Raw genomic sequence first — 19,941 nt, 5'->3', positions numbered from 1 at the left:
CATGCTTCTGCCCTTGTTTTTTTAAAATTGATCCTTATTCTAAAGCAGGTTTTAATTTCTGAGTCGGATTAGGATCTTTCTTTTCTTCATCTCCCCCGCCTTTTTTCTTCTCAGGTTTAATTGCAAAAAATGCAGCGATAGCTCCAATAATACTCACTCCTGCAGAAGTATAAAAAACAATCTCATGTGATTGTTTCATGAGTATCGCATAGATCGGCGGTCCGAGAGCTACACCAACAAATCTCATCGAACTATAGATCGAAGTGATCGTCCCTCTAGCTTCTTTTTCAATTCCTTCTGTAATTAACGCATCTAAACTTGGCAGAGCCGCACCAATTCCTATACCTGCCACAAAAAGTGCACCTAAAAGAAAATAGACGTTTTCTGTAAACGTAATTAAAAAGACAGAGCCGCCCAAAAGCGCCATAGAGATAAACGTACACCACTTCATGATGATTTTATTCTGTTTGATCTTTTTACCTGCAATAAATGAAGAGATCGACAGAGCTAATAACGGAACAGCGATCACCAGCCCTTTCATGACTCCCTTTACTCCATACTTCTCTTCTAATATGGTCGATAAATAAAACAAGATACCAAAAAGAACAAACATGATAATGCCACCGATTATAAAAATGGCGAACAGCCATCTTCCTTCGTTATGGAAAATTTTCTTTACGTTTTGTAAATATTCTTTAAAAGGTTGCTTTTCTTGATCCTTTTTTGGAACTTTAACTAAGAACATGACTAACAAGATAGAAACAATACAAAACACTGGGATGAGCCAGAACGGCAAAAACCAGACGATCGTTGCAAGAAATGCTCCTAGAATAGGACTTAATACTTTACCGACCGTATTGGATGTTTCGATCAACCCTAAACCTGAACTCACTTCTTCTTCATCCTTAAACATGTCCCCTACTAATGGGAGGACTACGGGTGCAGCTCCTGAAGAACCAACACCTTGAAAAAATCTTCCAATAAGTATAAATGTAAATGCATGATCAGATTGCCATGCTGCCCAACCACAGATCAATCCTCCGATTCCGGCTATAAAAAGACTAGGGATGATTACTTTTTTACGCCCAAAACGGTCTGACAGATATCCAGCGATCGGTATTAACAAAATAGCAACGATCGAATACACCGTGATGATCAACGAAACCTGAAAAGAGCTTATATTTAGTTCTTTACCGATCTCAGGCAAAACGGGTATGAGCATAGAATTCCCCAATGTCATCACAAGGGGAATGGATGCCAGTGCAAGTAAGTCCCACTTTTTCTTTGCTTCCATAATTTCCTCCAAAACCGTACTATTACATCTTTAGTATTGTAAAAAGTCATAAAACCATACAAGAAAATCCACCCATTGACTCAAGAAACGAATTAAAGCTACACTAATGGCAACGTTAAAATTGTCAATTGGTGCGATAAGAAGAAAGGAAGTTATTTTTTGTGGAACCATTATTAAACAGCAGAGCTAAAAGCATACAAATTTCAGGCATTCGAAAATTCTTTAATGAAGTGACTCAGTTCCCAAACGCGACCTCTTTAACATTAGGACAACCTGACTTTCCGACCCCTATGCATGTAAAAGAAGCTGCGATAAGAGCGATACATAATAATCAAACGGTATATTCTCATAACGCAGGATACATAGAACTTAGAGAAGCAGCATCTTCTTTCCTACAAGAAAAATATGTTCTTACTTATGATCCCGCGTCTGAAATCATCGTAACGGCCGGGGCAAGTGAAGCCATTGATATCACATTACGAACCATATTGAGCGAAGGCGATGATGTACTTCTTCCTGCTCCCATCTATCCTGGATATGAACCCGTAATTACTCTTTGCGGTGCGAATACTATTTATATTGATACAACACAAACAGGGTTTAAAGTGACACCCGAACTAATCGAGAAGCATATTACAGATAGGACAAAAGCTATCATCATCCCTTCTCCTTCCAACCCAACAGGTGTTGTTTTGGAGGATCATGAATTAGAGGCTCTTGCTCAATACCTCTCTAACAAAGAAATTTTTGTAGTATCTGATGAGATCTATAGTGAATTGAAATACGTGGGTGTACATCGATCGATCGCGAATTATGAAGGAATGCGTGAAAAAACGTTTTTGATCAACGGACTTTCAAAATCACACAGCATGACCGGTTGGAGGATTGGGTTGCTTTTCGGGCCAAGTAATCTTATGCAGCATGTTTTGAAGGTTCATCAGTATAATGTCACTTGTGCTTCGACCATCTCTCAAGCAGCTGCTATCGAGGCATTAACGGTCGGCAAAAATGATGCTTTCGATATGCGAAACGCTTATAAAGAACGGTTAGATTATTGTTACGAACGGCTTCACAAGATGGGATTTACGTTTGAAAAACCGAACGGAGCATTTTATCTCTTTATTTCCATAAAAAAATATGGACTCTCTTCTTATGATTTCGCCCTAAAACTTTTACAAGAACAAGAAGTTGCTGTTGTACCTGGTGATGCATTTACAGTTATCGGAGAAGGATATATCCGCATCTCCTATGCAGCTTCTATGGAACAGTTAAAAAAAGGTATGGATGGCATAGAAAACTTTATAAATTCCCTTACGTAAACTGCCCTCAAACTGGGCAGTTTTTTCGAATAAGTTAACATAAACATATTACGGTTAATTTAAAGTTTCTGAATAAGAACTTAAATTAGAAAAAAACTAAAATTAATTTATTCAAAGGATGCGTTTTTGTGAAGTTAAAAGCTTTATTAAGTCACTTATCTATACAACCTACCATTGAGGATGATCCTGAGATCACAGGCATTACATCCCACTCTAAAAAAGTTCAGCCCGGAAACTTGTTTTTTGCGATTTCAGGTGTTCAAGCTGATGGCCATCAGTACATACAAGAAGCATTTGATAATGGCGCGGCAGCTGTGATCGGTGAATATGATGAGAACATAGGGCCTGGTGTTTATATATACGCTGAAGAAACGAAGCGTTTATTAAGTCTTGCCGCTTCCTACTTTTATGAAGAGCCTTATAAAAAACATAAGATGACAGGCATTACAGGAACGAATGGTAAAACAACAACATCCTTTTTATTACAGCATATCCTCAATGTTCACGGTATGACTGCTGCTCTATTTGGTACGGTATATCATTATATCAATTCTGAAATTGTGAAAAGTTCACATACTACACCAGATCCTGTTACCCTTCAGAAGATGCTTTTGGAAAGCGATGATGATGTAGTTGTGATGGAAGTTAGTTCACATGGGATCGAACAGAATAGGATCGATGGGATAACGTATGATCAAGCGATCTTTTTAAATCTAACTCATGATCATCTGGATTATCACGGAACGATGGAATCATACTTTCTCTGTAAATCTAAATTATTTTCATACTTGAAGAATAAAGGGACGGCCATTATCTGCAGTGAAGGTGAGTATGGCAAGCGGTTAAGGGATGAACTGCGGTCAAAAAACGACTTGCAGATATGGACCTATGGTAAACGAAAGTCTGATGATTTTTATATTGAAGACGTCGGAATTGATTCTTTTAACCTTGTGCATGAAACATTACAGGTGACCGTTTCAATGCCATTACCAGGAGAATATAACGCCCTAAATACGACTGCTGCGATCGCAGCTGCATTAGATTATGGGATACCGATAAAGAACTCTGTTGAATATCTAAAAAGTTTCGAAGGAATCCCCGGTCGTTTTGAAGAGATCACACTTTATAACGGGACAGAAGTTATCGTTGATTATGCGCATACTCCTGATGGAGTTTCTCAAGTGCTTGAAGCCGCGAGTAAAAAAGCGGGAGATCGTCCTCTTTATCATGTTTTTGGATTCAGAGGAAACAGAGATCTATCGAAACGGACTGATATGATTAAGATCTCATTAGAATACAGTACGAAGACGGTCTTGACGGTAGATGACTTAAACGGTATAGATCGTGATCAATTACTTCTTGAAACGGAAGAAGCGGTTCCTAGATCTTCTCACCAGCCTGTGATCATAGAAGATCGGACTGATGCTATATTTTTTGCTCTTAAAGAAGCTCCAGCAAATTCAGTCGTAATCATTACGGGTAAAGGGCCTGAAATATATAAAGAAACATACCATCATCCTTCAACGTCTGATCTTGCTTCTGTTGATCTATACCAGTCTTTAAACAAACCAACTTTAATATAGAATATCGTTAACATATAAGAACAGCACCCTCAAGGAAGAGAGTGCTGTTCTTGTTTGTTAAAGCTTTTTTGTATACTTTGCCGTTTTAGAAGTAGTTGATTTTTATTTCAGATAATCTCTTTTCGATGTACAGGGGAGCTGAGTGTCTCACCTGCTTAGTTAGAGTGGATAGAAGATCTCCAACACTTCGATCAACAGTCAAAGATAGAGCGTTTTAGAAAGATTATTCTTCAAGCTTTCTAATCTGTGTTAATGAGTTGTTTAACTCTTGAATTCTTGCCTCTAGATCACCAGGCTGCTTCAATTCATCAAAATAGTGAACAACTTGATTGATAATGTGTGTTTTAAATGCTTTTTCTGTATTGATCAAAACATCTTCATAATGGTGAGTAAGTTTCTTATCAGCTTCCATCAACCAATTTTCCACTTCACTATCGATCTCATCGACAAGGTGATTCTTCAACTCGTTCGAACCATTTTGTTCAAAGAACTGTTTCGGATTCTTAAAATAAGATAGCCACTTCTTGAGTTTCGAATCATCCTGCATCTCAAAATCTAAAGAAAAGGATGGAGTTCTAAACAGATCACCCGTCTCATTTCTCTCTTGCAAACTCACACCTTCTTGATCTGCTCTAGAGATCAAATGACCTACTTTTTCTTTCATGTCTTTTTGTATCCAACGATCTAAACGCAACGAACATGCCTTAAATTCTTGATGCAAATCATGCGAGATCTTTCCGTAAAGGTCTCCAATGCATTGAGTTAAAGCGTCCTTCGAACTTTGAACCGCGGCCGGATGGATCGTCTCTTTATAAAAATCATGATAACGAATCATTACACGCTGTTTGATATAATACAAAAGTTCTTTTTGTTCTTGAAGAAATTGTTTTTTCGATATTGTAATATAATCATTACTGAATTCAATCAGTGTGTTTTCTCTCTTCTGAAGACGCTCTAAATATTCGTCTTCTTTTTCCATCCTGTGAACGGTTTCTTTAATCATATTCTCCATGACCGTACTTGCGTGTGTAACGGAGGATCTTGCACTCTTGATCATGGCATTTTCCAGCTCATGTTCAATATATTGGGTTAAGCTTGATGAAAATGCTTCAAAGCCGCTTTCTGCACGCTTGCTTGCAATCAGTTCGTATTTACTAGAAACCGGGAATAACCTCGGATTTCTGATTCCGAATGTAAGAAGATTGTTCTTCACATGATGGACAACATCGTCCTTGTCTCCTTCTGTTTCAGCAAGATCTGAAGCATTAATCGCAAAGAACATCTTATCTGATGAGAAGGTATCTTTTATTCTTCCTAACTGGATCAAAAATTCTCGGTCTGCATAAGAAAACGCATGGTTAAAGTAAGTAAGATAAATGATAATATCTGCATGTTTCATATATTCGAACGCGACTTCAGTATGGCGGGAATGAATCGAGTTCGCTCCTGGTGTATCAACAAGTACAAGACCTTTTTCTGTTAACGGACAGCTGTAATAGATCGTAATTTTTTTGATAAAACAGGCTTTTGTTTCATCTGCAGCATATTCGGTGATCTCAGAGATCTCTTTATTTAGTACTTTTCCTAAATGATCGTTCGCCCACGCGTAACCTGCTCTGTATGAAGCAAGTCTCTTATCTGATGAATTCAGTAACTCTTTCAATTCCTGATCAGTAGTTTTCAAGAGGGTGTTGAGCTCTTTTGTGAGTTCTTTTACACTCTTCATCTCGATCATGATCGAACCGTGGTGGTGCTCACGATCTGGATATCGTATCTCATTAATAGCAGCTGTCGTAGGGTTTGGTGAAGATGGAAGGATACTTTCACCAAATAATGCGTTCGCAAATGATGATTTCCCTGCTGAAAACGCTCCAAAGAGAACCATCGTAAACGATCGTTTATCAAGTCTCTCTTGAAGTTCCTCCATCTCCGCAGCTAAGTGTGAGAGCCCTCTAACTGGCTTGAGTATTGATACACCAGTAGATAATTTTTCAGTTTCTTTTATAAGAGAATCTGTACTAGAATGTGTCGTAATGAGAGTATCCTCTTCATATAAATCTTTCGCATTTTCTATCGGTTCTTTATCAAACTTTTCTTTAAACATCTCGATCGATAGAGGCTCGTATTCAGCAAGAAACTTTCTTTCATATTCTTCTATAGATCGATCACTAGATACATCTTTATACAACAACTCATGAAGTTCATGTTTTTGCTCATCCCAGTTTTCTGCGATCTCTTTCTCTTGGTGCAAAGATTCTAGTTCTTTTTCTATCCTGTTGATCTCTTCTTTTAAGTTTGAGAGCACATGAAATGCTTTTGAGTCTAAACAAGTTTTGACAGCATTTATACATCTTGTAGCTTCTTGACGTGCTTTCTTTTTAACATCGTTTGATAAATTGTTGCAATAGTTTAAAAGACCTTGCCCTTGTGAAGATAACCCGGGTGTGACGAATGAATGTAAATTGTCTTTATTTGCTTTAATCGGTTCCCAGTCTGGAAGGGTATGGTCCACTTCTTTTTGAAGAGAGCTTATAAAATTTTGAGCATGCCAATTGATATGTGCATCGATCGACTTTTGTAGGCTTTCTAGTAACGCATCTGTTCGAACAGTTCGTTCTTGTTCTGTTTTCTGTTTAGAGAAGAAGAGCCCAACTTTAAAGTCTTTTTTGGCAGATTCGATAAATGAGCCTGCTTTTTCTCTCGTCTCATAAGGCATTAGTTGTGCTGATTCTAAAATATTTACAAGTTGGTCCTTAACACTTTCTTCTTTTTTAACGATGACTTGTTTTTCTTGTGCTAATTGTTTTGAAAGATCTTCATGTTCTTGAGAAAGAGAAGCTAATCTTTGACTAACAGCATCAATGGTTACTAGACCTTCTTCTGTTCTTTCTACATAGTCAGTCACAAAATGCTGAAGCTGATTATTCACTTGCTCTAAAAGAAGAGCATCCTTGTTTTGCTCGATTCGTTTTATATAGGCCATAAGAGCCGTTAGATCATTATGCGGTAAATTTTGCTTCTTAACACTTGTGAAAAAGATGTGCTCTTTCGGAATCCCTAGAGAAAGAAAAGATTCAAAAACGTTTTCCTTAAAAGATGTAAACTTCAACTCTTCTTCACGATGCTTATCAATCTGGTTAACGATTAAACGTACATCTTTGCCTCTTTGAATCAGTAATGAGATGAATTCCATATTCGTCTCAGAGAGTATATGATTATAATCCATTACATAAAAGATCAGATCTGCTAAATAAACAACGTTCTCTGTTGCTTTCTTATGAAGAGGATCGGTCGAATCAATTCCCGGAGTGTCATAATAAGCGATATTTTCTGTGTTTTCGTCTCCGCCATAATAGATCTCAATCTCCTCAACAAGCTCTGCATCTTTACAGAGTTCTTTTATCTCATTTACGTCATATGGAGAGTGGAACGTAACCACTTTTTTATTTTTAAGCGTAACAACTGCTCTTTCTTCTCCTCTTACCATCTTAACGATATTTGCACTTGTAGGGATCGGAGAGGATGGAAGAATGCCTGTTTCTGAAAGTGCATTGATCAAGCTTGATTTTCCTGCAGAAAAATGCCCGCAAAAAGCTATAGCAAACTCTTCCTTCGCTACTTTAAGGAATAGTTTGCTTAATTGGTCTTCTTCTTTTTTATTGTCCATTTTTTGAAACGATTCATATAATCCGATCAATCTTTGTTTTTCTGTTATCAATAATTCTTTTTCAGTTGACTTCATCGTATCCACCTGTCTTCAATACTGTATCACTATCCACTTTACCATATATATGATAGCGATTTCACCATTGATTATCTATTATCTTGGAATCCGAATGAGTTTATTTTTTAGTTGAGTTAAAAAAATATGCCATAAAATATTCATCTTCAAATTTGCCTTCTATGATCACTTGATCTCTTTGCTTTCCTTCTATAATAAAACCTGCTTTTTCATAAACTCTTACTGCCTTTTCGTTTCCAGAAAAAACAGTAAGCCATATCTTATGTAAATGATTGTCCTCTCCCCATCTTAACGTATGAGCGAGAAGTTCTTTTCCAATACCTAGGCCCTGTGCTTCTGGATGAATCCAAGTTCTAAAAACACCGGTATGTTTCTTCATTTGAAGTTCTCCTCTTAACACTCTAGCGATCCCTACTACTTTTTTGTTCCGTTCGACCGCTGTATATAAATTCCCCTTACGCTTAACCTCATGAATAAACGCAATCTCTTCTGAGACGGAATGAGGCTCTTCTTTTTGAAGGTATCTACCGGCTTTTACGATCGCTTCTACATGTTGTGTGATATCTGCTGCATCTTTTTCTTCTACTGGTCTTAAGATGATCTCTTCCCCATTTTTTGCTGTAAAGAAGAAGTTGTCCCCATTCGGCATAGCTTTATTCCTCCAAAAGTTATGATTGTATTATTATGTCTTCTTTACAGGTTGTCATGCATCAAGAAAAATAATGATGATTGAGTGTAATCGTTGACTGATCGATAACCGCAATGCCATATGAAAACTGCATTTGCCTTCTTTTATCTGTTGGCGAACCGGGGTTAAAAAGCACCGTTCTCCCGTTTAGTTCATGAAAAGGGATGTGAGAATGCCCAAATATTATCAGGTCAGCAGAATCTCTTTCACATCCTCTGTATGCACGTTCTGGTGTCGATCTTCCCTTGCCTTGATGACCATGAATCATTGCAATTTTTACACCTTCGATCGTAACAAGTACTTTTTCAGGCAGAGTTTTGCTCCAATCCTCTTTGTCTACGTTCCCCTTTACTCCATAAACAGGCGCATACGTTTTAAGTTCTTCGTAAACAGATTGAGCTGTCCAGTCTCCTGCATGAAAAATGTAATCAATATCGTTTCTTAGAATGTCTTGAATTGGATCAGGAAGTACCGTTCCTTTTTTCGGCATATGTGTATCAGAAATTATTAGGATTTTTTTCAACTCAGTAAACCTCTTTTCATGAGCAACCAGTATGTAGTGCTGGTTTTTTATTGATATTTCATAAGATTCATTTAAACATAGATATGAAACGAAAACAAAAGAAGCAAGGGAGATCTTCTCCCTTGCTTCTTAGTATGATTTATCTATTTTTAAAGTCTTCACGAACACGTTTTTGTGAACGGTATGATTGATCACGGCTGCCGCTGCTGCTACTGCGGTTTCCACCATCGCGAGAACCACTGCGCTCGCCTTTAGAGTATCCAGAACGGCGATTATCTCTTCCGCCTCCACCCTCTCTTTTAGGGCCTCCTCCAGAACGTCTACGATCAGAGAAACGATTATTAGGACGTCTCTTTTTAACTGATAGTGGCGGCTCATCTGTAAGATTGATCGGAGTCGTATCCGGTTCTTTCGTAAGAAGCTTAAGCGCTGCAGCTAAAAGTGTTACAGAATCATTCTCTTCTAGTAACTCAACTGCTGTTTGCTTATAACCGTTAAAGTTATCCTCTCCAACAACTTCCATCAATTTTTCAAGTGTGATCTGTTGTTGTCCTTCCATTGCTTCTGATACAGAAGGAATGGCACGTTTTACCATTTTACGCTTTGTGATTTTTTCGATCGTGTATAGGTGATCGATTTCACGCGGTGTGATGAACGTTAATGCATAACCTGTCTTTCCTGCACGTCCAGTACGTCCGATACGGTGAACATAGCTTTCTGGATCTTGAGGAATATCGAAGTTATAAACGTGAGAAACACCAGAGATGTCAAGACCACGAGCAGCTACGTCTGTTGCAACAAGAACTTCGATCGTGTTGTTTTTGAACGCACGCAACACTTTGTCACGTTTAGCTTGCGGAAGGTCACCGTGGATTCCTTCAGCTGAATATCCGCGTTTGCTTAATGCTTCAGACAATTCATCTACACGACGCTTCGTACGTCCGAAAACGATCGCAAGCTCTGGAGAGTGAATATCCATGAAGCGGCATAACGCATCAAACTTTTGACGTTCTTTAACTTCAACATATTCTTGCTCAATGTTCTTAACAGTCATTTCAGACGCTTTTACTTTAATAAGCAATACGTCCTTCATGAATTTTGCTGCCAAGTTTTGAATCTGCTTAGGCATTGTTGCAGAGAAAAGCATCGTGTGACGTTCTGTAGGAACGTTTTCTAAGATCTTTTCGATGTCTTCAACAAATCCCATGTTAAGCATTTCATCAGCTTCATCAAGCACAACTGTATGAACGCTATCAAGCTTTAATGTTTTTCTGTTAATGTGGTCTTGCACACGTCCTGGTGTTCCTACTACGATGTGTGGACCATTTTTTAATGCTTTAATTTGTCGCACAATGGATTGACCACCATAAATCGGCAATGTTTTGATTCCTTTGAATTGACCGATTTTATTGAGTTCTTCTGCTACTTGAACAGCTAACTCACGAGTTGGAGCCAATACGATTCCTTGAACGAATCGTGATCTAGTATCCATTTTTTCGATTAGCGGTATACCAAACGCAGCTGTCTTACCAGTCCCTGTTTGTGCCTGGCCAATAAGGTCAGTCCCCTTAAGTGCTGTTGGAATGGTATCACGCTGAATCGGTGTTGCTTCCTCAAATCCCATGTTATTAATGGATTGAAGCAACTCAGGACTTAGTCCTAGTTCTTGAAATGTTGTCAATGTTCTATCTCCTTTTCTGTGACGAAAAAGGTTTTACGATAACCTCGTGGACACGGCATGGATTGTCATGTTAAAGTGCCGGCCAATTTGTTTTTTCAAAATACATCATGATTTGCACATAAAATAGCATTTCCTGATTAAGTATTGATGGGAAATGCTTAGCCATGTGAATATGCGTAAAAATTAAACGTTAATAGTTACAAGGCTATCCGTAATTCAAACTTGTTCCGTCCATATATATTCCGTTGTTAAACTTATCACGTAAACCTAATAAATGCAACTCTTTACATTAGAAGTGGCGTTTAAAGTTTATTCACACAACTCTTTAAACATGTGATATTTCACTTGAACGGTATTATTTTAACCAATGTAGATTTGAATGAAACGTCTTTTCTTCTGTACGAAAGAATAAATTTTTGAAACCATCGCACGCTAACACTATTATCTTCAGAATGAAAGAAGGACTCTTTATGGATCAAAATTGGGTTTCTGTTATTCCGTTCTTAGTCGTAATTCCAATCGCTATCAAGACTAAACAAGTTCTCCCAGGTTTGATCGCAGGTCTTTTGACCGGGTCTTACCTGCTCCATCCAACCCTCGTAGGGGGGTTGGAGAAGATGGTCCAATTTTTAGTGAAGGGACTTGTAGACCCTAAGAACATAAAAATCTTAGTGTTTTTGTATGCTTTTTCAGGACTCATCTCAATGATTAAACTTTCTGGGGGCATTAAAGGCTTTGTAGAAGAAGCGTCTAACAGGATCGAAACCAAAAAAGGAGCTTTATTGCTTACTTATGTGTCTACGATTGGTACTTTTGCTGCTCCAAGTTTTCGTTTCGTCACGATTGCTCCGATCATGAGAGCTCTTTTAAAAAAAGTGAAGATGTCTACTCAAGAACTCGGCTTTGTCATTGAGACTACAGCAACTCCCATCATTGTATTGATACCGATCGCTACGGCATTCGTTGGATACATGACATCCATCGTAGACATTTCGTTAAAGAACGAAAATATTACGGCAGATCCTTATTCTCTTTTTATACAAAGCATTCCGTTTAATTTTTTCTCTTTTGTGATGATAATCGTAGGGGTTTACCTGAGCTTCTTTCATCATTCAAAGTCAACAGAAGAAACAGATCCAAAAGATGTGGGTGAAAGCGAAGAGGATGACTGGCATAGTTGTGATCCTGCTGTTAATAAAGAACTTCCAAATAAACCGTGGAACCTGCTCATCCCACTCATTCTCGTCGTATTGCTTACTCTACTTTTAACTTGGTGGGATGGTTACAAAAAAACGAAAGGAAGTTTTTTTGCAGCCTTCATTTCCGCAGATGTTATGGATGCCATGCTTATCGCACTGTTGTTCACCACAATATTTACATTTCTTTTCCTTCGTTTTCAAAAAATGAAAACAGGTGATCTTTTAAATGGGTTTATTTTTGGCGGTAACGAATTGATGAGTGTTATCGTGCTGTTAGCTGTTGTTTGGGGCTTATCATCCGTTACTGAAGAACTTGGATTCTCTGCTTTTGTAACTGCATACGCCGGATGGATTCCTGGATCAGTTATCGTCCCTTTGCTGTTCCTCTTTGGCTGTGCCGTCTCCTATTTTATCGGATCTGCCTGGGGTACATGGGGAATATTGATGCCTCTCGGTGTATCGATGGCTGGAGTGGCAGATGTTTCACTGCCTCTTGTGATCGGAGCAGTCTTTGCTAGTGGAACATTCGGAGCATTTGCTTCGCCTTTAAGTGATGATACGAACACGATCGCACGCATTTTAAACCTATCCGTCATCACTTATGCACGATACAAGCTTAAACCAGCACTAATAGCTGCAGCCATAACAGCAGTACTATATGGAGCTACAGTATTCTTCATTTGAACCTCCTGACTTAGGAGGTTCGTTTTTTTCCTTCTTCTCTTACTCTGTTTATTACTTCTTGGTAGCGATCTCTAGACCAAGAATGATAAGAAGGGTGTGGTACCCCTTCTATAGTGTTTAAACTCTCTTTATTGGTCAGTTTGTTCACATATTTTTCTGCAAATCTTCCGCACGGGATGATAAGTGTATTTCCAGTAAGCAATGATGTTAATCTACTTTCGAAATGATGTAGAAGAAGTTGATCGAATTCAGCCCTGAATTCATCTTTAAAGACTTTAACTGAACTCGTTCTTACGGCTTCAGCGATTTTGATCTCATCACTATATCTGTTTACGAAAGTTTGATCAGGGAATGCAGTACCTTGCAGTGGAAAAGGACAAACATTTACAATTCCGAACACGTTCTTCTTATTCTCATTTATGTACTGTTTTAACAACTTTCCCATTGGAAGTGTATCTTCGACTTCAAACAATTCTTTTGCCATCGATCTGCCAGATAGACCCGCCAGAGGTACTCCATATTTGATCTCCTCTTTATGAGGTGATTCTAAAATAAATATCATATTCGTGTGTTCAGAAATTAAATCTTGAACGCTGTAAAGTGATGATGCTTCTTCAAAAAAAGATTGAATATCCACCAAATCTGCCTCCTTTACTCAGTAAATGTTGATTATTATTTACCTGCCTTGCACAAAGCAAGCAGCTTAGAACGGTAATCAACGTCTCCCAAAAACATAATCGTTTTAATTGTGCTTTCGACATTCGTATGCCACAATATCATCATTACTTGAAAAGTAATTGTTAAGGAGTGAACATACTTTGAAAATCATTTTGAATGAAGATACTGCAAATTTTGTGATCAAAGACCTTCAAGCATCTCAGAACGATTCCATTCGTTTTTTCGTTCGCCTTGGAGGATGCAGCACAGTACAAGACGGCTTTTCGTTAGGACTTACAAAAGATACACCTAAACATCCAGCTGCAGAAATTGTTGTAGAGAATCATACTTTTTTCATTGAGCAAGAAGATGAATGGTTCTTTGACGGAAATGATCTAACTGTTTCCATTACGGATGGAGAAATCAAATACGATTTTAACGAGAACAAAAATTAGACTATAAGAACTTTTGAAGTTCTCCCATTCTTCCTTCACTTTTCATGATTTCTATTTGCTTATCCCCCATAAGGTCGAAATGGGGGTAAGCATCTCGTTCATGAATCCACTCTTTTTTTAACCCGTAAGTTCTTCCCCACTCTGATAATTTTTTTTGATCGTTACAGCCTACTTTCGTTACACTCTTAGCTGTTGGAAATCGCGGATCATACCAAAAATGGGTGAGGAATGCGATGTGTCCTGCCTCTACTTCATCTTTCCATCTTTTTAAGTCAGTACGTTTTATTCCGAATGCCATTATTTTGATGAGCTCATTTCAAGGTAGGCTTCATGCCAATCAGGAAAATACTTCTTAATTGAGATCGGTCGAAAATTTTCTTTTTTCACACAAACATGAGTGGATTCGCCTGTAACACATAATTCGTTTTCGTCGTTAAAGATCTCATAATAATAAATAACTTTGATGCCTGAATATTCTTTTACGGCTGTCTTAATGTGAGCCTTTTGTCCATAAGTTAATGGTTTCTTATAGGACGCTTGAATGTCTGTTACTGGAGAAAGTATCCCTTCTCTTTCCATGTCTGCATATTTAAACCCTAGATGTTCGATCAGCTTTGTTCTACCGATTTCAAACCACACTAGATAGTTTGCATGATAGACGACACCCATCTGATCTGTTTCGGCATATCTAACATCAACGCTGCTCTCAACAAATTTCATAAATCATCTGTTTCCCTTCGTGTTGTCTTTTCTTAACACTTTAGTAGAAAATAAAAAAAAAGACCAGCAATATGCTGGTCTTCTCTCTTATTGTAGGTCGTTACCTTCTCTAAAAGCCTTTTCTTCTTGAATCTCATTTTGAAACTGCTCAATGGATTCTTGTCTATGTTGATTCTTCTCTTTGATCTGCTCTTTTTGGCTTGCTGTTAGTTCAGTGTTAGCCGCAGTCTGGTTAGCTTCTGAGATGTTCTGTTCCGTGTTTTGGACCATTTGTTCTAATCGTTCAACATTATTGCTTCGATCGTCTCGGTTTGGTTTGTTCATGATGATTCTCCTTTTTTTAAAAAGTTCGTACCATCTTAGTCTGTACAAGTAACCGATCGAATTATTCTTTAGTTTTTTTGCAATAGAATGGGACTCATGTTCTGAACGCTGAATTGACAAAGGTCAGTGAGATATTTCCAATATTCTACTACACTGTCGTCTTCTAGATTCTTCATCGTGATCTCAAGCCAAGCTAATTCTTCGGCTAGCCTGATCGATGAACCGATCCAGTATTTTTTGTTTTTTACAGTAATCTGGAACGGTTCTTCAAATCGAAAAGGAAGATAGAAGCCTTCTGTGTTCGGATGCAGGATGATATGCTGATAAACGGTTCCTTTTGTAAGCTTGGCATAAAACAAAAATACCCCATCGTTCTTTGCTGCGGCTTTCTTTAACTTTTCAAGCGTTTCAACATTTCCTAGTTCCATCGTTGTAATTTCTTTATCCCAGTTCAACTCTTCACGAAAAGGAACTAGATGCCCCAACCTCTGCATTTCAATCTCTAACTGACGATATAAATAATCCTGATCATCTTTGTTATGTGATACAGGTAATGGTTTGACAGATGCCGTAATCAAACGTACCCCTCCTAATTCTTTCACTACATACACTTTTTCGACAAAATCTTTCGTATATGGGAGTCAAAAGAAAAAATTATGGAGAGGTATTTTTTAGAAAGTAAGTGTTATTTGCCTTTAGGTGGTACATAATCTGCATGATCGTGCGATTTATTAGCCATCTTTTTTCCATTATTGCTGTTGCTCTCACGTGGCTGAGTGCCGATATGATTTGGAACGAAATCTTCAGGAAAGCGTTTTGGATTACTCAAAGGTCCTACCTCCTTTCGTCTTCTTTTTACTTTTCCATTAATCAAAATCAACTATTCATCAGTAAACTGGCAATTATTTTTTAATGTCTGATTATTTCGATTTCATCTTGGCTATATTGTTATTATCCAAATGAAGAGGTGTCAATAATGAGGAAAAACAGAAAAATGAACTTCAAAGAACTCGTGATCGAGAACAAAAGGCAACTTCTGAAAGATGAGTCTTACATCGAACAGCTTGAGATCAAACTTGATGAAAGACATATGAAAAAAGCATAAAAAAATCCTTTGCCTAATACGAATTGGCAAAGGATTTTTTATTAGTTTTGAGTTTGAGACGAATGAGCAAGCTTGTTACGAAGTACCATTGGAAGGATACCACCATGACGATAGTATTCAATTTCAACTTCGCTGTCAAAACGAGCTACAACTTCAAATGTTTTCTCAGTTCCGTCTTCAAAAACAGCTGTTACTTGAACAAGATCACGCGGTTTAACCGTTTCATCAACGGAAACTGTGAATGATTCTTTCCCTGTAAGTCCAAACGTCTCAGCAGTCTCCCCATCTTTGAATTGAAGAGGCAGTACACCCATCAACACAAGGTTTGAACGGTGGATACGCTCGAAGCTTTCAGCAAGTACAGTTTGAATTCCTAGTAATGTAGTACCTTTTGCTGCCCAGTCACGAGAAGATCCCATACCGTAATCTTTTCCTGCGATTACCATAAGACCCGTACCGTTCTCTTTGTATTTCATCGCAGCATCATAGATGCTCATCACTTGGTTAGTTGGCCAGAAAGTAGTCCATCCACCTTCAGTACCAGGAGCAACTGCGTTACGAATACGAATATTCGCAAAAGTACCACGCATCATTACTTCATGGTTACCACGACGAGAACCGTAAGAGTTAAAGTCGCGAGGCTCTACACCGTTTTGAATCAAGTATCTGCCTGCAGGAGTATCTTTTCCGATCGCACCTGCTGGTGAAATGTGGTCAGTTGTAACAGAATCCCCGAATTTAGCGATAAGCTTAAGATCTTTAAGAGGTTGGATCTCTTTAAGTTCTGCAGAAAGCTCTTCAAAGAACGGAGGGTTTTGAATGTACGTTGATGATGTTTCAAATCCATATAATTGGTCAGCTGAAGTCTTCAGTTCGTTCCAACGTTCGTTCTCATCAAATACACGCTCGTATTCCTTCTTGAACAATTCTGGAGTAACTGCTTTCTTCATCGCTTCATTAATCTCTTCTGTTGAAGGCCAGATATCTTTAAAGTAAACCTCGTTACCCTCTTTGTCTGTTCCGAAAGAATCAGATTGAAGGTTGAAATCTACAGTTCCTGCTAGTGCATACGCTACTACTAACGGTGGAGAAGCTAAGTAGTTGGCTTTTACAAGCGGGTGGATACGTCCTTCAAAGTTTCTGTTTCCTGAAAGTACTGAAGTTACAGTTAGATCGTTCTTAGAGATCGCATTTTCAACTTCAAGCGCCAAAGGACCTGAGTTACCGATACATGTGGTACAACCGTAACCAACAAGGTTGAACCCTAACTGATCCATATAGCTCATTAAGCCTGCTTCTTCTAGATAACGTGTAACAACTTTAGATCCTGGTGCTAAAGATGTTTTAACATATCCAGGAACTTTTAAGCCTTTTTCAATCGCTTTCTTAGCAACTAATCCAGCACCTAACATTACGTAAGGGTTAGACGTATTCGTACAGCTTGTAATTGCGGCGATCGCAACTGCACCAGTCTTCATCGTAGAAGTTTCGTTGTTCGGATGCTTAACGGTAACTTCTTTGTTGATCTCATCAGCTGTAAGCCCGAACCCTGCATTTCCTTGTGGAGCTACGAGTGCTTTATTAAAGCTGTCTTTCATTTGTGATAAAGGAATCAAATCTTGTGGGCGTTTTGGTCCTGACAAGTTTGGCTCAATTTCAGAAAGATTGATTTCAACAACGTCTGTAAATTCAGGATCAGCATCTCCTGCAGTGTAGAACAATCCGTTTGCTTTGCAATACGCTTCTACAAGCTGGATCTGATCTTCTGTTCTACCTGTTAAACGAAGGTAGTTTAAAGCTTCTTCATCAACTGGGAAGAAACCACAAGTCGCCCCATATTCAGGAGCCATATTTGAAACTGTCGCACGGTCTGCAAGCGGCATATCAGCAAGTCCTGGGCCGAAGAACTCGACGAACTTCCCTACTACTTTCTTTTCACGCAATACTTGCGTTACTTTAAGTGCAAGGTCTGTTGCAGTCGTTCCGTTTGGAAGCGTTCCAGTTAATTTAACACCGATTACTTCTGGAACTGGGAAGTAAGAAGGCTGTCCTAACATGCCTGCTTCTGCTTCAATCCCACCAACACCCCATCCTAATACTCCAAGACCATTGATCATTGTTGTATGAGAATCTGTACCTACTAATGAATCAGGGTAAGCAATAGTTTCACCTTCAGATTCGCTCGTAAGAACTACAGGGGCTAAGTACTCTAAGTTAACTTGGTGGACAATACCTGTCGCTGGAGGAACTGCACGGTAGTTGTCAAACGCAGATTGAGCCCAGCTCAAAAGTTTGTAACGCTCTTCATTTCGAGCAAATTCAAGGTTCATGTTGAAAGCCAGTGAATCTTGAGTACCCGCTTTATCAACTTGTACAGAATGGTCAACTACAAGATCAACTGGAATTTCAGGGTTGATCTGAGAAGGGTCTCCACCCATATCCTTCATGGCTTTACGAAGTGAAGCTAGATCAACAACAGCCGGCACTCCTGTAAAATCCTGAAGAATAACACGTGAAGGCTTAAAAGGAACATCGATATCTCTTAGCTCACTCGTGCCCCACTTAGCAAGATTTTCAACATGGTCTTTGTTGATTACTTTTCCATCAAATTGTCTCAATACAGATTCCAATAATACTTTTACAGAGTAGGGTAATTTTGATACGTTACCAATTCCCGCTTCTTCTAACGCTCCTAAACGGTAATAGCTATATTCCTTACCGTTCACATCAAAAGTAGAACGGGCATTAAATACATCATTTCTTTTCATGTTCCACTCTCTCCCTTCACTAACAATCATACACGATTATGAGAAAAATTGTCGAAAAAATGTGTTCAATTTCAGAGTCATTTACACAAAATCTTTTTTTCCCTCTATTATCATACGTAAAACCCTTTCATAAGTAAAATAGTTAATAGTTATCAATCGACATAAGTTTTTCTTATGGTATAAATATCACCAGAATCTTCGTGCCTGCATATAGTAAATTACGTAATACTTCTTTTTGTTTTCCCATAAGTACCACGCTTAAAAAGATTGGAGGGAAACAGGATGGAATGGTTAAAAAAACTTGCCGCTTTACTCGTGTTGATCGGAGCATTAAACTGGGGAGCAATCGGTCTTTTTGATTATAACGTTGTGACAGAAATTCTTGGAAGCGCTACCACTGTTACAAAAGTTTTATACAGTTTGATCGGCCTTTCTGGTGTCTGGCTGTTACTCAGTAAATATAAATCTTGAACGTAAAGAAGCACTCCTTTTTTTGGAGTGCTTCTTCTTTTTGATATTGCACAAACTAAATGTAACGGAGGTGACAAACACATGGGAAGAAATAAAGCAAATCACTCGCGTCCTGGCATGAATGCAGCAAAAGCTCAAGGTAAGGGAGCTGGATATGAGACAGAATTCGGTAATGAGGCATTATCCTTACCTAATGAAAAGTTAAGTGAAGCTGAGCGTCAAAACAATAAGAAAACGAAGAAAAGACATTAAGGTTTTGGAAACTGACTTTGAAGTTGTTGCAGCTCATTTAGAAAGCTTTCTAACTGCGGCTGTTGATGTTCAGAAGCTGTTTCCAGAGCGTTCTGTATTTGTTGACAAGCCTTTTCGTTCTCGGTCATAAAATGAGAATAAAAAACACCATATTCACTATCTGACGCGTCCAAAGTTTTGGAGATATCCATTGCATGGTGATAACCTTGCTCAGCAGCTTGATATGCTTGTTGCTTGTTTTTATGATAGGGCATAATTACCATCCTTTGTTTTGATATACCTTTAACGTTCCAATATTATCTATAATTATTCAATAAATTGCTTTCTTTTGCTGAGCAATTGCACAGATGTAGTTGATTTACGTTCCAGGTGCTCGCTTTCCGGGGGCGTGCGGTGAGCCACCTCGCGCGCTATGCGCCCATAGGTGTCTCACCTGTCCCGCTGATCCCCCAGGAGTCTCACACCTTGCACTACAA

The 19,941-nt window shown here is 38.5% G+C and carries 20 protein-coding genes; 7 read left to right on the top strand and 13 right to left on the bottom strand.

The features are described from left to right. Window positions 1-34: 34 nt before the first annotated feature. On the bottom strand, window positions 35-1,294 hold the full coding sequence (locus ACNJYY_RS10175) for an MFS transporter (protein ID WP_416731601.1): 1,260 nt from the start codon (window positions 1,292-1,294) through the stop codon (window positions 35-37). Window positions 1,295-1,455: 161 nt separating this feature from the next. Between ACNJYY_RS10175 and ACNJYY_RS10170 the strand changes: the two genes are divergently transcribed. Both ACNJYY_RS10170 and ACNJYY_RS10165 read left to right on the top strand, forming a co-directional pair. Beyond that, window positions 1,456-2,613: an aminotransferase A gene (locus tag ACNJYY_RS10170; RefSeq protein WP_416731600.1), complete on the top strand. Its 1,158-nt coding sequence runs from the start codon at window positions 1,456-1,458 to the stop codon at window positions 2,611-2,613. A 128-nt stretch (window positions 2,614-2,741) separates the two neighbouring features. After that, window positions 2,742-4,196 (top strand): UDP-N-acetylmuramoyl-L-alanyl-D-glutamate--2,6-diaminopimelate ligase, encoded by a 1,455-nt coding sequence (locus tag ACNJYY_RS10165; protein WP_416731599.1) that lies wholly within the window; start codon window positions 2,742-2,744, stop codon window positions 4,194-4,196. 223 nt (window positions 4,197-4,419) lie between these two features. On the opposite strand, the gene ACNJYY_RS10160 is transcribed toward ACNJYY_RS10165, so the two are convergent. The 4 genes from ACNJYY_RS10160 to ACNJYY_RS10145 all read right to left on the bottom strand — a co-directional run bounded on the left by ACNJYY_RS10160 (window position 4,420) and on the right by ACNJYY_RS10145 (window position 10,830). Further along, window positions 4,420-7,938, bottom strand: coding sequence for a dynamin family protein (locus tag ACNJYY_RS10160; protein WP_416731598.1), 3,519 nt, complete (start codon window positions 7,936-7,938; stop codon window positions 4,420-4,422). A gap of 100 nt (window positions 7,939-8,038) precedes the next feature. Beyond that, window positions 8,039-8,587, bottom strand: coding sequence for a GNAT family N-acetyltransferase (locus ACNJYY_RS10155; RefSeq protein WP_416731597.1), 549 nt, complete (start codon window positions 8,585-8,587; stop codon window positions 8,039-8,041). Window positions 8,588-8,648: 61 nt separating this feature from the next. Continuing rightward, window positions 8,649-9,149 (bottom strand): metallophosphoesterase family protein, encoded by a 501-nt coding sequence (locus ACNJYY_RS10150; RefSeq protein WP_416731596.1) that lies wholly within the window; start codon window positions 9,147-9,149, stop codon window positions 8,649-8,651. A gap of 139 nt (window positions 9,150-9,288) precedes the next feature. Further along, complete coding sequence (locus ACNJYY_RS10145; protein ID WP_416731595.1) at window positions 9,289-10,830, bottom strand: DEAD/DEAH box helicase; 1,542 nt, start codon at window positions 10,828-10,830, stop codon at window positions 9,289-9,291. Between the two features lie 470 nt (window positions 10,831-11,300). Here ACNJYY_RS10145 and ACNJYY_RS10140 point away from each other — a divergent pair, with 470 nt between their 5' ends. Then, window positions 11,301-12,713, top strand: a complete 1,413-nt coding sequence (locus ACNJYY_RS10140) for a Na+/H+ antiporter NhaC family protein (RefSeq protein ID WP_416731594.1) — start codon at window positions 11,301-11,303, stop codon at window positions 12,711-12,713. A 10-nt stretch (window positions 12,714-12,723) separates the two neighbouring features. Here ACNJYY_RS10140 and ACNJYY_RS10135 read toward each other — a convergent pair whose 3' ends face one another. Continuing rightward, window positions 12,724-13,350: a hypothetical protein gene (locus tag ACNJYY_RS10135; RefSeq protein ID WP_416731593.1), complete on the bottom strand. Its 627-nt coding sequence runs from the start codon at window positions 13,348-13,350 to the stop codon at window positions 12,724-12,726. A 181-nt stretch (window positions 13,351-13,531) separates the two neighbouring features. Between ACNJYY_RS10135 and ACNJYY_RS10130 the strand changes: the two genes are divergently transcribed. Continuing rightward, a complete protein-coding gene (locus ACNJYY_RS10130; protein ID WP_416731592.1) occupies window positions 13,532-13,825 on the top strand; it encodes a HesB/YadR/YfhF family protein in 294 nt (97 codons plus the stop codon). A gap of 1 nt (window position 13,826) precedes the next feature. On the opposite strand, the gene ACNJYY_RS10125 is transcribed toward ACNJYY_RS10130, so the two are convergent. From ACNJYY_RS10125 to ACNJYY_RS10105, 5 genes are all read right to left on the bottom strand, one after another. Next, entirely contained in the window at window positions 13,827-14,123 is a 297-nt protein-coding gene (locus ACNJYY_RS10125) for a hypothetical protein (RefSeq protein ID WP_416731591.1), read from the bottom strand. After that, a complete protein-coding gene (locus ACNJYY_RS10120; protein ID WP_144700584.1) occupies window positions 14,123-14,545 on the bottom strand; it encodes an acyl-CoA thioesterase in 423 nt (140 codons plus the stop codon). The genes ACNJYY_RS10125 and ACNJYY_RS10120 overlap by 1 nt, the downstream gene beginning before the upstream one ends. Before the next feature lie 87 nt (window positions 14,546-14,632). After that, window positions 14,633-14,869 (bottom strand): small acid-soluble spore protein Tlp, encoded by a 237-nt coding sequence (gene tlp / locus ACNJYY_RS10115; RefSeq protein ID WP_416731590.1) that lies wholly within the window; start codon window positions 14,867-14,869, stop codon window positions 14,633-14,635. A 68-nt stretch (window positions 14,870-14,937) separates the two neighbouring features. Next, window positions 14,938-15,447 (bottom strand): hypothetical protein, encoded by a 510-nt coding sequence (locus tag ACNJYY_RS10110; protein WP_144700586.1) that lies wholly within the window; start codon window positions 15,445-15,447, stop codon window positions 14,938-14,940. Window positions 15,448-15,554: 107 nt separating this feature from the next. Further along, the gene (locus tag ACNJYY_RS10105; protein WP_066241162.1) at window positions 15,555-15,698 is read right to left on the bottom strand and encodes an acid-soluble spore protein N; all 144 of its coding nucleotides are present in this window, start codon (window positions 15,696-15,698) and stop codon (window positions 15,555-15,557) included. Between the two features lie 147 nt (window positions 15,699-15,845). Between ACNJYY_RS10105 and ACNJYY_RS10100 the strand changes: the two genes are divergently transcribed. Further along, window positions 15,846-15,974 (top strand): FbpB family small basic protein, encoded by a 129-nt coding sequence (locus tag ACNJYY_RS10100; RefSeq protein WP_416731589.1) that lies wholly within the window; start codon window positions 15,846-15,848, stop codon window positions 15,972-15,974. Between the two features lie 41 nt (window positions 15,975-16,015). On the opposite strand, the gene acnA is transcribed toward ACNJYY_RS10100, so the two are convergent. Beyond that, window positions 16,016-18,742, bottom strand: coding sequence for an aconitate hydratase AcnA (acnA, locus tag ACNJYY_RS10095; protein WP_416731588.1), 2,727 nt, complete (start codon window positions 18,740-18,742; stop codon window positions 16,016-16,018). A 282-nt stretch (window positions 18,743-19,024) separates the two neighbouring features. Between acnA and ACNJYY_RS10090 the strand changes: the two genes are divergently transcribed. Together ACNJYY_RS10090 and sspO are read left to right on the top strand one after the other, a co-directional pair. Next, entirely contained in the window at window positions 19,025-19,213 is a 189-nt protein-coding gene (locus ACNJYY_RS10090; protein ID WP_416731587.1) for a DUF378 domain-containing protein, read from the top strand. Window positions 19,214-19,294: 81 nt separating this feature from the next. Further along, on the top strand, window positions 19,295-19,465 hold the full coding sequence (gene sspO, locus ACNJYY_RS10085; protein ID WP_144700592.1) for a small acid-soluble spore protein O: 171 nt from the start codon (window positions 19,295-19,297) through the stop codon (window positions 19,463-19,465). Here sspO and ACNJYY_RS10080 read toward each other — a convergent pair. Next, window positions 19,462-19,719: a hypothetical protein gene (locus ACNJYY_RS10080; protein ID WP_416731586.1), complete on the bottom strand. Its 258-nt coding sequence runs from the start codon at window positions 19,717-19,719 to the stop codon at window positions 19,462-19,464. The two genes, sspO and ACNJYY_RS10080, sit on opposite strands and share 4 nt — an antisense overlap. Window positions 19,720-19,941: the final 222 nt, after the last annotated feature.

This window comes from Fictibacillus tiangongensis (genome assembly GCF_048083785.1).
Taxonomy (GTDB): Bacteria; Bacillota; Bacilli; order Bacillales; family Fictibacillaceae; genus Fictibacillus.
This window is presented reverse-complemented; position numbering and strand designations above follow the sequence as displayed.